Here is a 16,997-nt window from a genome sequence, read left to right as displayed (position 1 = left end):
TCCACCGTAAGCTGGCCGATCTTGGCGTGCAGTTCCTTGATCCGCGCCTCATCGCTTTGTTGGGTTTTCTGGGCCTTGCCCGCAAAGCCAGCCGCGATCTGCTCCTTGGCCTGCTGCTTCCACTGGGAAACCTGATTGGGGTGCACGCCGTACTTGCTGGCGAGTTCGGACAGGGTGTGTTCCCCGGACAAGGCATCCAGGGCGACTCGGGTCTTGAATTCGGCGGTGAACTTTCTTCTCTGCTTGGACATCAAAAGCCTCCTTCAGGCTTCTTACGTCCACCTTAGCTACTGGTCCAGTTTCCTGAACCCACTTCTCATGAAGGATACCCGAATGACCAAGGGGCAACGCATTGAGGAGCTGAAGGAGGCGCGTCAAAAGCTCGCGGCGACGACAGCCGAGGCTGTCGCCCCTGAACAAGGCCCGCCGCGATTCGAAGAATCGCAAGACCTTTTCTTCTCTGTTTTCGAGCGGCACACGGCGGCCATGCTCCTCATTGAAGCCGAATCGGGCATGATCGTGGACGCCAACCATGCTGCCGCCACATTTTACGGTTATGCCCGCGATGTTTTTCCCACCCTGCATATCGAAAAAATCAACATGCTCCCGAAGGACGAGCTCGCCCAGAAACACCGAAACGCTCTGGAACTGCGGGAAAACTTCTTCGTTTTCCCGCACAGGACAGCGCGCGGCGAGCAACGCTGGGTGGAAGTGCTGATTTCACCGCTGGTCCATCAGGGAAGGAAGCTTCTCTTGTCCATCGTCCACGACGCGACGCAGCGCATCAAGTCCGAAGACGCCTTGCGAGAGCGCGATGCGATCAAACAGGCGGTCTTGGATTCGAGCAATTCCTTCATCATGGTCAAAGACCTCCAGGGCCGCTTTGTTTTTGTCAACAAGGCATTCGCCCGATTCATCGGCGTCGAGACCGACAGCCTTTTAGGCAAGACAGACTTCGACATCCTGCCAAAGGCCTTGGCCGAGCGTTTCCGCAGCGAGGATCTGAGCATCCTTGAAACAAAGCGTCCCCTCATCACGGAAGACATGGTGCCTGTTGGGGGCCAGGAACGCTATTACCTCGGAATCCGGACTCCCTTGCTGGACGCCGAGGGCAACGGTTCGGGCGTGTGCGTCGTCACCACCGACATCACCGACCGCAAGCGCACTGAAGAGGAGCTCCGGAAAAGCGAAGCCCGCCTTCAAGAAGCCCAGCATTTGGCCAAGGTCGGCTGCTGGGAGTTCGACATGCGCACGAACGAAATCTGGGGCTCGGAGCAGGGCTTTCGCATCTACGGGATGACGCCTCCCCCTTCCAACCTGCTGTCCATTGAGGAAATCGAAGCCTGCATTCCTGAAAAGAAACGGGTCAATCAGGCTCTCATGGATCTGATCAACGAAGACAAACCCTATGACCTTGAGTTCGACATCTTTCCTGCCGACGGCTCGCCCAGGAAAACGATTGTTTCGAAAGCCAAGGTCGAACGCGATGAGAGCGGAAATCCCCTGCGGGTCACCGGGGTGATTCTGGACATCACCGAGCGCCAGAAGGCGGAGAAAGCCCTCAAGCGCATCGAGTGGCTGTTGACCAGGAAGCCCAAGCAGGAAATCGCCCCGGCGTACGTTCCCCCTTACGGCGACGTGACCGAGTTGAACACCTGCGGAGTGATCATGGAGAGCGTGGGGCAGGAAACCCTGCACGACATCGCCAGCCAGTCGATCGAGCTTTTGGAAACCTCCGTGGCCGTATACGAGAGGAACGGCGACTATGCCTTCGGGATGTTCACTTCGGGCTGGTGTCAGTTCATGGATGCGGCCTCCCGCAAACTATGCGGCGACGTGGACAATCGGCGCGCGTTGGATTGCGGCAAATGGCTGTGCCATGATGACTGCTGGAGCAACTCGGCCAAAGCGGCCATGGAAACCGGGCAGGCCACGGACATTTCCTGCGTCGGCGGATTGCATCTCTACGGAGTGCCGATCTTCGCCGGGGAAGAAGTCGTCGGCGCCATCAACATCGGTTACGGCAACCCGCCCACCGACGACGAGACCCTGGAGCGGCTTGCCGCTGATTTCCAGGTCGATGTCGCGGAGCTTCGCCGCCAGGCGTCCCAATACGAAGCGCGCCCGGCGTTCATCGTCGATCAGACCAAGGCGAACCTGAAACGCGCCGCCCGCCTCATCGGCGAAATGGTCTCCCGCAGCAGGCTGGAAAAGAAACTCGTCACGGCCCAGGCGGCTGCCGAAGCGGCCAACCGCGCCAAGTCCGAATTCCTCGCCAACATGAGCCACGAGATTCGCACCCCTCTCAACGGGGTCATGGGCATGCTTCAACTGCTCGAAGGCTGCGGCCTGGAAGCCGAAGCGGCGCAATACGCCGACCTGGCGCTTCGCTCCTCGCGAAACCTGCTGACCATCATCAACGACATCCTGGATTTTTCCAAGATCGAGGCAGGCAAGATCACGATAGAAGAAGAACTCTTCGAGATTGATTCCCTGTTCAAATCCGTCATCGACACCTTTGCCCTGCAGAGCGCCCAAAAGGGACTGGACGTCTCCTATGGAATCGCTCCGGAAACCCCGAAGACGATTTTCGGCGACGTTGCCCGCATTCGACAGGTGCTCTTCAATCTGGTCGGCAACGCCGTCAAATTCACCGAACATGGAAGCGTATGCACGAATGTCCGCGTTTTGGAGCGAATCGCGCCGGACCGCCTGCGCCTCGGAGTTACCGTCTCGGATACGGGCATCGGAATCGAGCCTGACCAGCTTGACTCGCTGTTCACTCCGTTCACCCAGGCCGCAGGCTTCAACAAGCAAAAATTCAAGGGGACGGGACTGGGACTGTCCATCGTCAAGCGGCTCATCAACCTCATGGACGGAAGCGTCCGGCTCGAAAGCACTCCGGGGCAGGGAACCAGAGTGTCTTTCGACATCTCCGTCGGAATTCCAAAAGAGAAAAACGCTTCGCTGGTACGGCGCTGCCGGGAAGCCGATCCGCACTTCGCGGCTGCGCCTCTGCGCATCCTTGTCGCAGAGGACGAATCCCTCAACGCGCGAGTGCTCGAAGGGATGCTGAAGAAACAGGGCCATTCCCTGCTCTTTGCCGTGGATGGGCGAGAAGCCCTGGATCTTCTGACCAGCAACAAAGTCGATCTTATCCTCATGGACATCCAGATGCCCGTCATGGACGGCGTAGAGGCCACCAGGCGCATCCGGGCGGGGGAGGCCGGCGCGGACACGGCCGGCACCCCGATCATCGCTCTCACAGCGCATGCCATGCCCGGCGACAAGGAGAAATTCCTGTCGGCCGGCATGAACGGGTACCTGGCGAAACCGGTGGACATGCGGGAACTTCATGACGCATTGAGCAAGGCGCGTCCGTCTTCGGACCGTCCTTCCTGAGCCGCGAGGAGAAACGAGGCGGTCAAGGCACCCCTCGGATTGTTCAACGCTCCTTCCGTATGCTAGGATGCGGGATGGTTCACTGGATGCCCCAGGCATCAAACCACCAAGGAGAAGACATGACTGATCAGCTTTCGTTCAGCGCCCAGGAGCAGACAGCTCGCAGCCGTTTCCGGGAAATGATGGCCCAGGCCGAATCCACCGAGGACGTGAAGAAGTTCTTTTACCAGATGGTGCGCGACCTGCTGACGGATATCTGCGACGACCTCCCCGAAGTCAACATCCAGGACATTCAGCTCGACCTGGAGCGCGGCGAGGGCTACCGGCTCTCGGACTCGCTCATGGAAGGGGCGGGCCTGCGCGAATTGATGCGGGATTCCGATCTCGATTCCATTCTGGACCGCTTGTCCGCGAACGCCTGGAACCGCTACCACCGTCTCGAAAAGAACACCGCCAAGACCGAACAGAAGATCTATCCCACGCCCGGCAGATGACCTGCCGCACCGCGGGGGGGGGGATTCCCCCCCCGCCACGGTCCCTTCGATGGTCGGGGCAGTCCGGTTGCGGCCTGTCCGCAAATCGCCCCGCACGGGCAGGGTCCATCCTGCGAGGTCTGCGGCGTGCGCGGGCAGATGCGGCTGTTCGCCCGCAGGCGCAAGGCGCGTTGACTCATGCAGGCAAGCATGTATCTTGAATATGCGGGCGAAACGCCGCGGCGTCCGCGTTCTTGACCACTCTTCGCGGCTGGATCATATGCACTACGAAACCGAATCCATCGCAATGACCACGGACCAGGGCCGGACGCGCCGCGTCGGCTTCGAGCTGGAGTTCGCAGGCGTGGACCTGAAGCGCCTTGCCGAACGGATCGCTGAAGAGCTGGGCGGGAAGGTCGAGTCCGAAAACGCCTTCGTGCACACGGTCGCGGGCACCCGGCTGGGCGACTTCCAGCTGGAGGTGGACGCGGACCTGCTCAAGAAACGCCGCTACCGCGACTTTCTGCAAAAGATCGGCATCACCCTGGATCAGGAATCCGAAAAAGCCGTTGAGAGCGCCCTGCTGGAAACGGCTTCCGTGGCCGTGCCCTTCGAGCTGGTCTCGCCGCCCGTGCCCCTGGACCGCATGCACGAAATGGACGAGCTGGAACGGATACTGCGCGAGCTTGGAGCCAAGGGCACGCGGGCCTCGCCCCTCTATGCCTTCGGCATGCAGCTCAACCCGGAGGCCCCTTCGCTCGAAGCCGACTCGGTGCGCGCCCATATCCAGGCGTTCCTGCTGCTGGAAAAGCGGCTCCGCGACGAGATCGACGTGGACCCCTCCAGGCGCATCGCCCCCTTCATCGACAATTTTCCGGACAGCTACCGCGAGCTGGTGCTCGACCCGGACTACGCGCCGGACATGGACGCCCTCGTGGCCGACTATCTGGAACACAACCCGACCCGGAACCGGCCCCTGGACATGACCTGCCTGTTCGCCCACCTGGACCCCGACACGGTCCTCGGCAAGGTGGAGGAACCCCATCTGGTCAAACCCAGGCCCACCTATCACTACCGCCTGCCCGACTGCCGCATCGACGATGCGGACTGGTCCATGGCCCTGGAATGGAACCGCTGGGTCATGGTCGAACGGCTGGCCGCCGATTCCGAGGAACTGGACCGGCAATGCCGCGAATTCGCCCAAAGGCCGAAGAGCCCGCTGGACTGGCTGCGCAGGCTGGGGAAGCGACTCGTCCCGTGAGCCGCCCGGTCATCGCCGTAAGCACGGCCGAACAGGGCGGCTGGTTCATGTGGACGTTCTGCCGCCTGGGCATCTTTCTGGCCGGGGGCCGGGCCGTCCGCCTGACCACCTCGCGGCCCCTGCCGGACGACGCCGCCTTCGACGGCTTGCTGCTCTCCGGCGGTTCGGATATCGACCCCAAACGCTACGGCAAGCTGGCGAAGCTCGGAGAGCAAGTGGTCCGGGAAGGCAAGCGCCTGTCCTGGGGAAATCTCCTGCGGCTGCTGCTTTCCGCGCTGATCTTCCTGCTGCGCCTGGCCCTGAGCGGCGTCGGCGTGCGCGGCACTCCGGAGGCCGACCCGGCGCGCGACGAGTTCGAGCTGGGGCTGATCGCCCGGGCCAGCGAGGCCGGGCTGCCTCTGCTCGGCACCTGCCGGGGCATGCAGCTCATCAACGTGGCCCTGGGCGGCTCGCTGCACCAGGACATCGCGGAATTCTACGAAGACGTGACCCCGCCGCACACGGTGCTCCCGCTGAAAACCGTGAATCTGGCCGAAGACTCCCTGCTGGCCGGGATATTCGGGACCACAACCCTGCGCGTCAACGCCCTCCACCACCAGGCCATCGACCGGACCGGGCGCGGCCTTCGGGTCTGCGCGCGGGACAAGGCAGGGATTACCCAGGCCGTGGAATCCACGGAGGAGCCGTTCGTGGTCGGCGTGCAGTGGCATCCCGAATTCCTGCTGCAACACCGCGTGCACCGGAAGATATTCAAGGCGTTCGTCAAGGCCGCCCGCGAATGCCGGGGATATTGAAACGCGGCCCGCAAGGGCATATCCCGAAAGAAAGCGGGACGGGCGCTCGTTTCCGCGCCCGTCCCGCTTGAATCGTCATAAGCCGCCCGCTGCCGACGACAGAGCGATGCGGCGGGACCGAACCCGCACTGATCCGATCCCAAACCTTATTGCATGGCCCGTTTGATGACGTAGGCCAGTTCGAAGATGTCCTCGCCCACGCGCAGACTCTCGGCGATGCCGCGCGAATAGATGAAATCCGGTCCAGGCATGTTTATGAAGATATCGAGATCCTTGAGAAACCTGTATGCCTTGGGGCCGCACGGTCCCTCGCCTCCGGCCTCTTCGATCACGGCCTCCTCGATGCGCCGGCGCAGGACCGTCCGCTGGTCCTCGCGCACCATGCCCACCACCTTGCTCAAAAGCGATTCACACTGTTCCATCTTTCCCTCCGCGGGCGTGCGCGGCACCGGAGCGCCGCGCACGTCTTGAGTGGTCCTATACGCCGTGGGAGGCGGGGAAGAAGGTCGCGCTGACCCAGTAGAGCAGCACCAGGGAGGCGATCCCGATGCCCAGGCTCCAGCGGATGAGCTTCAGTTCGATGGGAAGAAGGGGTTCATACTCCATCTTTTCCATTTCTTCTGCGATCTTGTTTTCTTCAAGCTGCATACCTGTTCTCCTTTGAGTTTTATTCGACGCCTTTCGTTTCTAGACCACTGGCGGCGTCACGCCGTGGAAGAACAGCCAGGATATGAACAGACCGATCCAGATGATGAAGCCCGCCAGACAGACGACATAGACCGCCGCCAGCTTGCCGATGCCTTCCGCCCAGAGCTTCTTGAAGTTCGAAACCACGCCGATGGTGAAGAAGGTGAGCACGAAGAAGATGCCCCTGAACTTGCCCGTCCCGGCGATGACGGCCTTGCCCATCTTGACCATGTCCGGGTGCAGGGCGCAGATGAGCAGCATGATCACGAAGGTGATGACGTATCCGCCCACGAAACGGGGGAAGCGGTCCAGCACTTCGGAGAACTTCATGCGCTGTCCGGGCTTGCAGTCGATGAACGTGCACCACACCATGGCCAGGATGAAGGCCCAGATGCCGATGAACACATCGATGAAGATCTTGATGGTCGTGGTGGCCATGGTGATCCAGCCGCTCTGATACTGCACGCCCGTGTCGGCGAGAACCTTGGCGCGGATCAGCGCGTCGGTGATGGCGCCGGAAGCCACGGCCCCGCCGTCGGACTTGACCGCCAGACCCATCCAGGCGCCGGCGACCATGGGCTCGCCGCTGAGCCACCACTGGGCCACGAAGGGCAGCACGAGCATCTCGATGCAGGTGAACACGACCACCAGCGAGGAGACCATGATGGGCACGATGGGACGGGCGCGGATGGAGCCGCCCGTGGCGATGGCCGCGGAAACGCCGCAGATGGAGATGCCGGAGGCGAGCGGCGCGGACCATTCCTTGCTGAATTTGAAGTACTTGCGGGAGATGTAATACACGAGCGCCCAGTAGATCAGATAGGCTTCGACAATGGCGCAAAGTCCCCGGAAAATGACCGCGGAGGCCAGACCCAGGGCGTCGACGGCCTTCACGCCGAGTTCCGCGCCCAGGATGACGATGGCGATCTTGATGTACATTTCGGGCCGCAGGGCCTCCTTCAATTCCTCGGACAGTCCGGGCATGAAGTTGCCCACCAGGATGCCGAGCACCAGGGCCACGATGAAGCCGGCCTCGCCGGTGAGGCCCATGGCCCAGGTCAGATGAAACTGCTCCAGCTTGTCCGGGGTGGCCGCGATCACGGCATAGTGGCCGGCGGCCCAGCAGGCCATGCTGACGAAAAACACGACGGTGAAGGACTTGGCGAACTTGATCACGTCGCCGCCCAGGAATTTAACGCCCACGCTCAAAAACGCGGTGATGAACACGTAGGTGATCAGCAGGGAGACATAGCCGGGCAAGTTTTTGTAGACCTCGGACGTAGGCACGAAGATCGCGCCCGGATCCATCCAGATCTTGGTGTTGACGCACCAGCCCAGGACATCCACTCCGATGAAGTTCAGCATCCCGAGGCAGAAGAGGATCATGCCCATGATCAGGGCGAGCTTGTCCTCAGTGAGCCATCGTCTTTCAGCCATACCAACCTCCTCACTGTCTCTTCCGGGTGCAACGATATGTTTCAGGCGGCCACCCCTGGCGCGCCGCACCCTCACGTTCCTCTCTCCGGGCGTCTTGGCTCGTCGCGCTCCCGTGCGCTCCCGAACGACGCCCCCGCTCCAACGCGGCACCCTCCTTGAGCAAAAAGGATTCCAGTTGTTATAAAAAATTCAATACGCTGAAATGACTTGATTATTTTTTAGCCGGTCAACGCAAACTGCTACCGCGCGGCTGCACCGTGCTGCCGAGAGAACGCAGCAATGCAAACAGCCGTTGCCTTCATCGGCTCCGCCGCTTATGCTGCCCCAAAAATGGGATGGTGCTATCATGCATCGGCTCATGCCGCACAGTTTGCAGAGCAAGTTCTTCTTCGGGTTGGTCCTGCTCATGACGGCGCTCGTGGCCTTCTTCGCCTTGAGTCTGCATTTGCATCTCGGCCGGCTCATGGAAGGCGAAGCGCGCGAAAAGGCCTCGCTCATCCTCTCCAACGTGGAGGCCATGCAGCGCTACGTGCGCAACACGCTTCGGCCCACCATGTACGAGACTCTGCCCGGAGATCAGTTCGTGCTGGAGGCCATGAGCACCTCCTATGTCACCCGCGCGGTGATGAGCGACCCGGACCTCGCGCATGAGAGCTTCGTCTACCGCCGGGTCGCGGAAGGCGCGCGCAATCCGGACTTCGAGGCCAACGGAATGGAGCGCGGCTTCATAGAGCGCTTCCGGGCCGACCCGAAGCTGAAACATCTGGAATTATTTGCTGAAGTCAACGGCGAGCGCAACTTCATCACCGTTTACGTGCAGCGGTACGAACCTTCCTGCATGCACTGCCACGGCGACCCGGCAGAGGCTCCCCGCGAACTCATCGCCCGCTACGGGGCGGAGCGCGGTTTCGGCCGCAAGGTCGGCGAGCTGGCGGGCATCGACCTGGTCCGGCTCAAGGTCCAGCGCGACGTGGGCGGCATCCGCGACGCGACCTTCTCCTTCGCGCTTTTGTTCGCCTCCGGCATCCTCGTGCTCTTCCTCGTCATCCAGGGATTCTTCCACCGGCTCGTGGTCCACAGCCTGCGCCAAGTCACCGGAGTCATGCAGCGCCTGTTTCCGGACGAGGCATCCAAGCAGCCTGAACAGACGGAGCAGGCCCTGCCCCGGAACGACGAGATCGAGGGCATCCTGCACGGTTTCGAGACGTTCGCCGAGCACCTGCGCCAGGCGCGCGTCGACCTCAAGGAATACGCCGCCACCCTGGAAGACAAGGTCGTCGAGCGCACCGTGGACCTGACCCGACTGGCGGACGACCGCCGGGCGGATGTGGCCCTGTTCGTCTCGCTGCTGAACAGCCTGAACGAAAGCCAGAACAAGCAGGAACTCCTGCGTTCCGGGCTCGAACTCATCGCCAGGCGCTTCGGCGCCGCGCGCGCGTGCTACATCTGCATCCTGGCCGCCTCGGATTTCGTTTCCTGGCCCGACTCCGCCGCCAAGCCGGACCTCCCCCCGGACTGGCACGACCTGGTGACCAGCGGCGAGCTGCGCATGAGCGCCCTGGCCTGGCACATCCCGGTGCAGACGTCGGGAACCAGCCGGGGACTGCTTTGCCTCTACTGGGACAAGGCCCAGGAGAGCAGCGACCGCCTGGCGGACCTGGCCCGCGCCATCGGCCAGCAGCTCGGCATCGCCATGGAGAACCTGGAAGCGCTCGACGGGCTTCTGAGCCAGAACGCCATGCTTTCCTCCATCTTCGAGAGCATCGCCGACCCGCTGCTGCTGCTGGACACGGGCGACTCGGTGCTGCTGGCCAACACCACGGCCCGCGATCTGGTCGCCACCCTGAACGGGCAAGGATTCGGATTTCTGTTGAAGAAGGTCCGCGCCGCCACCGCCGACACGGGTTGCGGCGAATTCGAACTGCCGGATGGCCGCATTTTCGCGGCCCATCTCTATCGTCTCAAGGAGCCCGGAGGCGGACGCCACGTGGCTTCCCTGCGCGAAATCACCACGGAACGCCGCCTGGAGGGCCAGATGCTGCGCAACGAACGCATCGTGGCCGTGGGGCAGCTCGCCACCGGACTGGCCCACGAGATAAACAACCCTCTCGGCGTGATCCTCTGCTACGCCGAGCTGCTCGCCGCATCGCAGCGCGACGGACAGGCCCAGTCCGACCTCGCGGTGATCATCCGCCACACCGAGCAGGCACAGCGCGTGGTGCGCGACCTGCTCGACTTCAGCCGCCCCCGCCCCGCCTCGCCCGGTCCCAGCGATCTGACCGGCGTGGCCGCCGCCACCGTGGACCTCATGCAGCCCAAGGCCAGGTCATGCAAGGCGCGGCTCTTCCTGGAAGCGGCTCCGGACATCGCGCCCGTTCGCGCCGGCGCGGACGCCCTGGAACACATCCTGACCAATCTGGTGATGAACGCCCTGGACGCGGTTCACGGCCTGGAGGAAAAAGAGGGACGCGCCGGGGAGGTCTGCGTGGGCGTGGATGCCGACTCCCGCTTCGCCTGCATCAGCGTGACGGACAACGGTCCGGGCATCCTGCCGGAACATCTGAACCGCGTGTTCGACCCGTTCTTCACCACCAAGGAAGTGGGCAAAGGCACAGGCCTCGGCCTGGCCGTTATCTACGGGCTGACGCGCGACCTGGGCGGCGACATCGAAGTGAAAAACAGGCCCGGCGGCGGTGCGGTGTTCCGCGTGCACCTGCCTCTGGCCACGGAGGGAACCTAGATGACCCAGCGCATCCTGCTCGTTGACGACGAGCCGGACTTCGCCCAGGGGCTGGCCCGGCTGGTCGTTTCGGGCTTTCCGAACGTGGAGATCGCCATGGCTGGCGACGGCTCCGAGGCCCTCGAAATCCTGGCCACTTCTGGAGCGGATCTCATGCTCACGGACCTGCGCATGCCCGGACTGGACGGTCAGGAGCTGCTGCATCAGGCTCTGGAACTCGTGCCCGGCCTGACAGTGATCCTGCTCACGGGCTACGGCAGCGTGGAGGCCGCCGTGGCCGCGCTCAAGGGCGGAGCCTATGATTTTCTGACCAAGCCCGTGAAGCGTGAGGAGCTGCTCCGCTCCGTGCGCAAGGGGCTGGAACACGGCAGGCTGCTCGGCGAAAACAAAGCCCTGCGCGACCTGGCCCGCCGGGCGGAGGGCGCGCGCACTCTGGTGGGCGACGCCCCGGCCATGCGCCAGCTCAAGGAATCCATCGCCGCGGTGGCGGCTTCGGACTACACGGTGCTCGTGCGCGGCGAGTCCGGAACGGGCAAGGAGCTGGTGGCGGGCACCATCCACCGTCTGAGCAACCGCGCCAAAGGCCCTTTCGTGACGGTGAACTGCCCGGCAATCCCTGAACACCTCTTGGAAAGCGAGCTTTTCGGCCACGTCAAAGGCGCCTTCACAGGAGCGGAAAAGGCCCGGCAGGGCCTCTTCGTGGCCGCCGGAGGCGGCAGCATCCTGCTCGACGAGATCGGCGACATCCCCATGTCCGTGCAGACCAAGCTCCTGCGCGTGCTTCAGGAGCGCGAAGTCCGGCCAGTGGGGGCGAACGGCACCACCAGGATCGACGTGCGCATCCTGGCCACCACCAACCAGAATCTCGAAGAGCGCATCACCGCGGGGCTGTTCCGGGAGGATCTGTTCTACAGGCTGAACGTGCTCACCGTGACGACCCTGCCCTTGCGGGACCATCGCGAGGACATCCCGCTGCTGGCCGCACACTTCCTGGAGCAGACCTGCCGGGAAATGCGCCTTTCGCCCAAGGTGCTGGGGCCGGAGGTGCTGCGCTGCCTCTGCGAACGCCCCTGGCCGGGCAACGTGCGCGAGTTGCAGAACACGGTCCGCCGCCTGACCGTTTTCTGCCCTGGCCGGCAGGTGGAGGCGATCCACCTGCACCAGGCCGAAGGCGGACTGCCGAGGACGCAGCAGACCCAGCCCGGCGTCTTCGTTCCCGGAGCGGGCACGGAAGAGCTGATGCCCTACAAGGAAGCCAAATCCACCGTGCTCACCAACTTCACACGCTGCTACGTGGAGCATGTTCTCGCCAGGACCGGCGGGAACATTTCCGAGGCCGCCCGCCTCTCCGGAATCGAAAGGGTCAGCCTGCAAAAGATCATCAAGCGCGGCGGCCGGATGCGCGGCTGAGCCGCGCATGGTCCCGGCTCCATTCGGTCCGCCGCCTCAGGGCCAGGGGCTGCGCATCCGCCGCGGCCGCACGCAAGACAGCGCCCCGGCACCCCGAACCTAAGGGTGGGGATGCCGGGGCGCTGCCCCATCAATGCTCTGCGGCGAAACGCCGCTGTCCGGAGTTCGCCCGCCTCGGCTAGAACGCGCCCAGCCCCTTGAGCAGGACCAGCAGCACGAGCAACGGGGTGATCCACTTCACGATCAGGGAATAGAGCGCGATCACGGCGCGGTTGGAGAGCGCTCCCCGGTTGCTCAGGTCGGCCTCGGTGCGTTCGCGGCCCCAGAACCAGCCTGCGAACACGCAGATGAAGAAGCCGCCGATGGGCATGAGCAGGTTCGAGGAGAGGTAGTCGTAGAAGTCGAAGAAGTTCAGGCCGAACAGCGTCACGTCGCTCATGGCGCTGAACGAGAGCGTAGCCGGGATTCCGCAGATGCCCAGGCCCACGGCCGTGGCGATGGTGGCCTTCTTTCGGGACCAGCCCAGGCCGCTCTCGATCATGAAGGCCACGGGCACCTCGAAAAGCGAAAGCATGGCCCCGATGGTGGCCACCGCCGTGAGCACGAAGAACAGGGTCATGAACGCCTGACCAAAGGGCATGGAGCTGAACACGGCGGGAACGGTCATGAACAGCAGGCCCGGCCCGGCAGCGGGCTCGAATCCGTAGTTGAACACGGCCGGGAAGATGGCGATGCCCGCCAGCAGGGACACGGTCAGGTCGGCGAGCATCACGCGGCTGGCCGTGAGAGGCACGTTCGCGTCCTCGCGGAAGTAGCTGCCGTAGGTCATCATGGTGCCCATGCCGATGGAGAGCTTGAAAAAGGCCAAGCCCATGGCCATGAGCACCACCTCTCCGTCGACCTTGGAAAAATCTGGATTGAAGAGAAAGGCCAGGCCGTCGAGCGCGCGGGGCAGGGTCAGGGAACGGATGCAGACCACGATGAGCATGCCCAGCAGCATCGGCATGAGGATCTTGGTCGTCTTCTCGATGCCCTTGCTCACGCCGCCGAGGATGATCGTGCTGACGAGGGCGAGCACGCCCCACTGCCAGGCCAGCGAGGCCCACGGCGCCGAGACCGTGGCCTTGAAGACGGCTTCGGCCGCCTTCGGGTCGGAGGAGTTCAGCCCTCCTGCGGCGGCCTGGACGATGTAGCGGAAGACCCAGCCCACGACGTCGGTATAGAAAGCCATGATCGAGAATGCGGCGAGCACCCCGCAGACGCCCACGAGCATCCATCCGGAATTGTCCGGCGCAACCTTCTTCCAGGTGGTGATGGCATTGGCCCTGGCCCGGCGGCCCATCATGATCTCGGCGATCATGATCGGCAGGCCCACGACCACGGTGGCCGCGAGGTAGATGAACAGAAAGGCGGCTCCGCCGTTCTGGCCGGTCATGTAGGGAAATTTCCAGATATTGCCCAATCCGACCGCGGAGCCGAGCGTTGCCGTCAGCACGCCGAGCCGGGTCGCAAAACCTTCGCGTTTCATGATGCCAATCGTCTTTTTCGGGTTGATTTTCTGCAAAACAAGAAAAACCAAGGTGGGGGGTATACTTTCCTGCGGTGTTTTGCAATCCGTAAAAAATTGCTGCCCTGATTTTTGTTTACGCACCCTGTTTTGGGGTTCCCCGGCTTTTGCGCACTGGCAAACCCGCACGTTTTGGCAGAAGCCAAGACGCGGGCCATGCGCCAAGCCGCACTCCTGCGGGTTCGGCGGCGACGGGCAACACGCCGAAGCCGAATCCGGCCTCTTCAGGAAGGAAGAACTGTTCAGCCGCTACCGGGGCAGGCTTCTGGTCAGAAAGCGATCCAGTTGATTGGCGAATTCCTGCTTGTCGCGCGGGCCGAGAGGGGCAGGGCCGCCCGAGGCCATGCCGCCGCTGCGCAGCTCCTCCATGAGGTTGCGCATGCGCAGCAGCCCCTTGACGTTTTCTTCGGTGTACAGCTCCCCGCGCGGGTTCAGGCCCGTGGCGCCCTTGTCCACGATCTTGTCCGCGAGGGGGATGTCCGCCGTGACCACGAGGTCGCCCGCCTCCGCCTGCTTGGCGATCTCCTTGTCCGCCTCGTCCATGCCCGCAGGCACGCGGATGGTGTCTATCAGCGGCGAGGTCGGCACGGTCAGCGAGGTGTTGGCCACCAGGGTCAGCCGGACCTCGCGCCGCAGGGCGGCCTTGAAGAGGATTTCCTTGATCGCGTTGGGGCAGGCGTCGGCGTCGACCCAAATCCGCATGCTGGCTTCCTTTGTTTTGATGATTTCGGGCCACGTCCCGAATAGCGCGGCCCGCGCGCCTGACAGGAGCCCTACCCCGGCGCGGGAGCAAGCTCAAGTCCGGAAATGCGATTTTCCCGGCCTCGCTCAAACGCCTGCGCCGTGCAGCATTCCAATCCAGAGCGCGCTTCCCCGCTCCCCGCACTTTTCCCGAAAAGCTTCGACATTCCGGCCCGGCAGCGGCATGCGTCAAAGCATCCTCCCGGCATATCAATATTAATAAACATTAAGATGATCGATCTTAACATATTCAGGCCCTCTCCTTGCTTGCTCCGAAAGCGGGGCAAAGGGCGGCAAATCCTGCCTCCCGGCCCGTGGAACAACCCTCAGCAAGGAGGTACGTCGTGGATGTTTCCGGCATAGGCAGCTCGACTTTGGCGAGCCTTTCCTCCGATGTTCTTGCGCAGATGCGCGCGAACCGTGGAGGAGACAGCGGGGAGTTCGCCGGCTCCTTCGTCAGCGACAAGGACGGCGACGGCGACGGTCTGCTCAGCCTCGAAGAGGCCGGCATCGGCCAGACCAGGTTCGACAACGCGGACACGGACGGAGACGGGTATCTCACCGAGGAAGAGATCTCCGCCGACATGGAGAGCCGCAAAAAGGAAATGGACCGCATGATGGGCGGTCTGAACATGCTCATGCAGGGCATGGGAGGCCGTGGGGAAGGCGATTTCGCCAGTTCCCTCATCTCCGAGAGCGACGCGGACGGAAACGGCATGCTCAGCCAGGAGGAAAGCGGCCTGAGCGACGAGCTGTTCGGCGCGCTCGACGCCGACGGCGACGGCTCCGTCTCCACCGAGGAGATCAACGCGGCCATGCGGCCGCCGGACGGCATGACGGGGGCGCAGGGCGCGGAACAGAGCGGCGAGACCATTGCCGCCGCGGCCACCGCTTCCGGAGTGTCCGGATCCGGAGGATCGGAAAGCTCCGGCGGCACGGAGAGCGCCTCTTCCAGCGACGACGACGAGGAGTACGACGAGTACGACCTCAATGAAGACGGCGTCGTGACCATGGACGAACTTCGTCAGGCGTTCGCCAACGGCGACGTCAGCCTGGAGAGCCTCTTCGAGACGGACGGCGCAGGCCGGGGCCAAGACGAAGGCGCAGGCGGGAACGACGGACAATCCGCGCTGATGCGCATGGCCATGCGCGCCTACGAGGCCCAAGGCGTCGAAACGGGATCCTTGGCCCAGGGCGCGGTAGCCTGAGTATCGCCCCGCAAAGCGGAACGTGGCGGCATGCCGCCCGATCGGCGCCCGACCACCGGACCCAGGGAAGGGACCGGTACCGGGTCCGCGCACGCGGCAAGGCAGCGGCGCGGAAGTCTGTCCCGGCCGTTGCGCCTTTCCTGATTCCAAGACCGGAACAGGACTAGTTCAGGATGTATTTCCTGGGATTCTGGGGCTTGCCCGCCACCAGGACTTCGTAGTGCAGATGCGGTCCGGTGCTGCGCCCGGAGTTGCCCACGAAGGCGACGATGTCGTCGCGGTGGACCTTCTGCCCGACCTTGACCGCGATGCTCTTGAGGTGGCCGTAGCGCGTGGTGATGTTGCCCTGGTGCTGGATGAGCAGGCTGAGCCCGTAGCCGCCGTCCCTGCCGGTGAAGATGACGGTGCCGTTGGCCGGCGAGTGGATCGGGGTTCCGCGACCGCCCGGAGGCACGATGTCCAGTCCGCGATGGAACTTGTAGGTGTGGTCGAAGGGATGCTGGCGCATGCCGAAGCCGGAAGTGATGCGTCCCTTGACCGGCCAGACCGAGGGCGTGGAATCGAGAACCTGCTTGTTTTCCCGTACCTGCTTGAGGATCAGCTGCTGGAGCACCTCGCTGTCGAGAACCTCGCGGTTCAGGGCGGCCACGGCTCCCTGCATGTTTCGGATCAGGCTCCGGGTGTCGTAGGGCGAAAGGGTCATGTCGTTGATGGCCGGACCGCCGCTGCCCGTAAAGGCATCCCATTCCTGGTTGGGTTCGGTCATGTTGGTCATGACCATGAGCTTGTTGCAGAAATCGTCGATCCGGTCGTAATCGTGCTGGAGCCCCATGAGCCGCCGGGCCTGGAACAGGATGTCCAGCCGCTGCTCGAGGCGCAATTGTTCGCGGGCGTCGTAGCTGGCCCGCAGGTCCGCGTGGGAAAAGTACATCTGGAGCAGAAATCCGAAGGTGACCACCAAGGCGAGAAGCAGCGAAAAGAACAGCACCGGCAGGATGCATCGAATGTTCAGAGTCCGGCATTCCCCGTCTTTTTCGGGATACACCAGCACCTGGTAGCTGGAAAAGAGGCCGCAGAGATTCATCGGTTCAGCTGTCTTCGCGCTCGCTTGGATGTTTTTCGCTGTCAATTCAATACGCGCACGGCGTGCCTCGCGTTCTTTACCCCATTCCCCTGCGCTTGAAAAGCCATTTTGAAGCTTCTCCTTTCTTTTCGCACAAATGAAACGACGTTACCGGCGATCCGTATCACCCCGGGCCGCGCTTGCCATTTGACCG

General features: G+C 63.2%; 14 protein-coding genes. 7 read left to right on the top strand and 7 right to left on the bottom strand.

Annotated elements, in window-relative coordinates; genetic code table 11:
- Nucleotides 1-251 (bottom strand): IS3 family transposase (locus tag G452_RS0100950; protein WP_022660389.1); only part of this gene is annotated, 251 nt, incomplete at its 3' end.
- An 82-nt stretch (nt 252-333) separates the two neighbouring features.
- On the opposite strand from G452_RS0100950, the gene G452_RS20310 reads away from it, so the two are divergent.
- From G452_RS20310 to G452_RS0100930, 4 genes are all read left to right on the top strand, one after another.
- Nucleotides 334-3,402, top strand: coding sequence for a PAS domain S-box protein (locus G452_RS20310; protein WP_022660388.1), 3,069 nt, complete (start codon nt 334-336; stop codon nt 3,400-3,402).
- 119 nt (nt 3,403-3,521) lie between these two features.
- A complete protein-coding gene (locus tag G452_RS0100940) occupies nt 3,522-3,896 on the top strand; it encodes a hypothetical protein (RefSeq protein WP_022660387.1) in 375 nt (124 codons plus the stop codon).
- 259 nt (nt 3,897-4,155) lie between these two features.
- Entirely contained in the window at nt 4,156-5,136 is a 981-nt protein-coding gene (locus G452_RS0100935; RefSeq protein WP_051141957.1) for an amidoligase family protein, read from the top strand.
- On the top strand, nt 5,133-5,930 hold the full coding sequence (locus G452_RS0100930; protein ID WP_022660385.1) for a gamma-glutamyl-gamma-aminobutyrate hydrolase family protein: 798 nt from the start codon (nt 5,133-5,135) through the stop codon (nt 5,928-5,930). Before G452_RS0100935 ends, G452_RS0100930 begins: the two co-directional genes overlap by 4 nt.
- 146 nt (nt 5,931-6,076) lie before the next feature.
- Here G452_RS0100930 and G452_RS17520 read toward each other — a convergent pair whose 3' ends face one another.
- Genes G452_RS17520 through G452_RS0100915 form a run of 3 tightly spaced genes read right to left on the bottom strand, consistent with a single transcriptional unit; the run spans nt 6,077 to nt 8,054 of the window.
- Nucleotides 6,077-6,352: a hypothetical protein gene (locus G452_RS17520; RefSeq protein WP_022660384.1), complete on the bottom strand. Its 276-nt coding sequence runs from the start codon at nt 6,350-6,352 to the stop codon at nt 6,077-6,079.
- A gap of 55 nt (nt 6,353-6,407) precedes the next feature.
- A complete protein-coding gene (locus tag G452_RS21715; protein WP_022660383.1) occupies nt 6,408-6,578 on the bottom strand; it encodes a hypothetical protein in 171 nt (56 codons plus the stop codon).
- Nucleotides 6,579-6,617: 39 nt separating this feature from the next.
- Nucleotides 6,618-8,054: a putative sulfate exporter family transporter gene (locus tag G452_RS0100915; RefSeq protein WP_022660382.1), complete on the bottom strand. Its 1,437-nt coding sequence runs from the start codon at nt 8,052-8,054 to the stop codon at nt 6,618-6,620.
- A gap of 346 nt (nt 8,055-8,400) precedes the next feature.
- Here G452_RS0100915 and G452_RS0100910 point away from each other — a divergent pair, with 346 nt between their 5' ends.
- Together G452_RS0100910 and G452_RS0100905 are read left to right on the top strand one after the other, a co-directional pair.
- Entirely contained in the window at nt 8,401-10,794 is a 2,394-nt protein-coding gene (locus G452_RS0100910) for a c-type heme family protein (RefSeq protein WP_022660381.1), read from the top strand.
- Complete coding sequence (locus G452_RS0100905) at nt 10,795-12,204, top strand: sigma-54-dependent transcriptional regulator (protein WP_022660380.1); 1,410 nt, start codon at nt 10,795-10,797, stop codon at nt 12,202-12,204.
- Between the two features lie 178 nt (nt 12,205-12,382).
- Here the strand turns inward: G452_RS0100905 and G452_RS0100900 are convergent, their stop codons facing one another.
- On the bottom strand, nt 12,383-13,732 hold the full coding sequence (locus G452_RS0100900) for a sodium-dependent transporter (protein ID WP_040368006.1): 1,350 nt from the start codon (nt 13,730-13,732) through the stop codon (nt 12,383-12,385).
- 288 nt (nt 13,733-14,020) lie between these two features.
- A complete protein-coding gene (locus G452_RS0100895) occupies nt 14,021-14,473 on the bottom strand; it encodes a YaiI/YqxD family protein (protein ID WP_022660378.1) in 453 nt (150 codons plus the stop codon).
- A gap of 383 nt (nt 14,474-14,856) precedes the next feature.
- Between G452_RS0100895 and G452_RS0100890 the strand changes: the two genes are divergently transcribed.
- Nucleotides 14,857-15,720 carry a CREC-EF hand family protein gene (locus G452_RS0100890; protein ID WP_022660377.1) on the top strand — a complete coding sequence of 288 codons (864 nt, stop codon included), beginning with the start codon at nt 14,857-14,859 and terminating at the stop codon, nt 15,718-15,720.
- 163 nt (nt 15,721-15,883) lie between these two features.
- Here G452_RS0100890 and G452_RS0100885 read toward each other — a convergent pair whose 3' ends face one another.
- Nucleotides 15,884-16,804, bottom strand: coding sequence for a M23 family metallopeptidase (locus G452_RS0100885; protein ID WP_022660376.1), 921 nt, complete (start codon nt 16,802-16,804; stop codon nt 15,884-15,886).
- Nucleotides 16,805-16,997 lie beyond the last annotated feature (193 nt).

The organism is Paucidesulfovibrio longus DSM 6739, from assembly GCF_000420485.1.
In the GTDB taxonomy this organism is placed as follows: Bacteria; Desulfobacterota; Desulfovibrionia; order Desulfovibrionales; family Desulfovibrionaceae; genus Paucidesulfovibrio; species Paucidesulfovibrio longus.
Note: the sequence above shows the minus strand (reverse complement) of the source record. Positions and strands in the feature narration are given on the sequence as shown.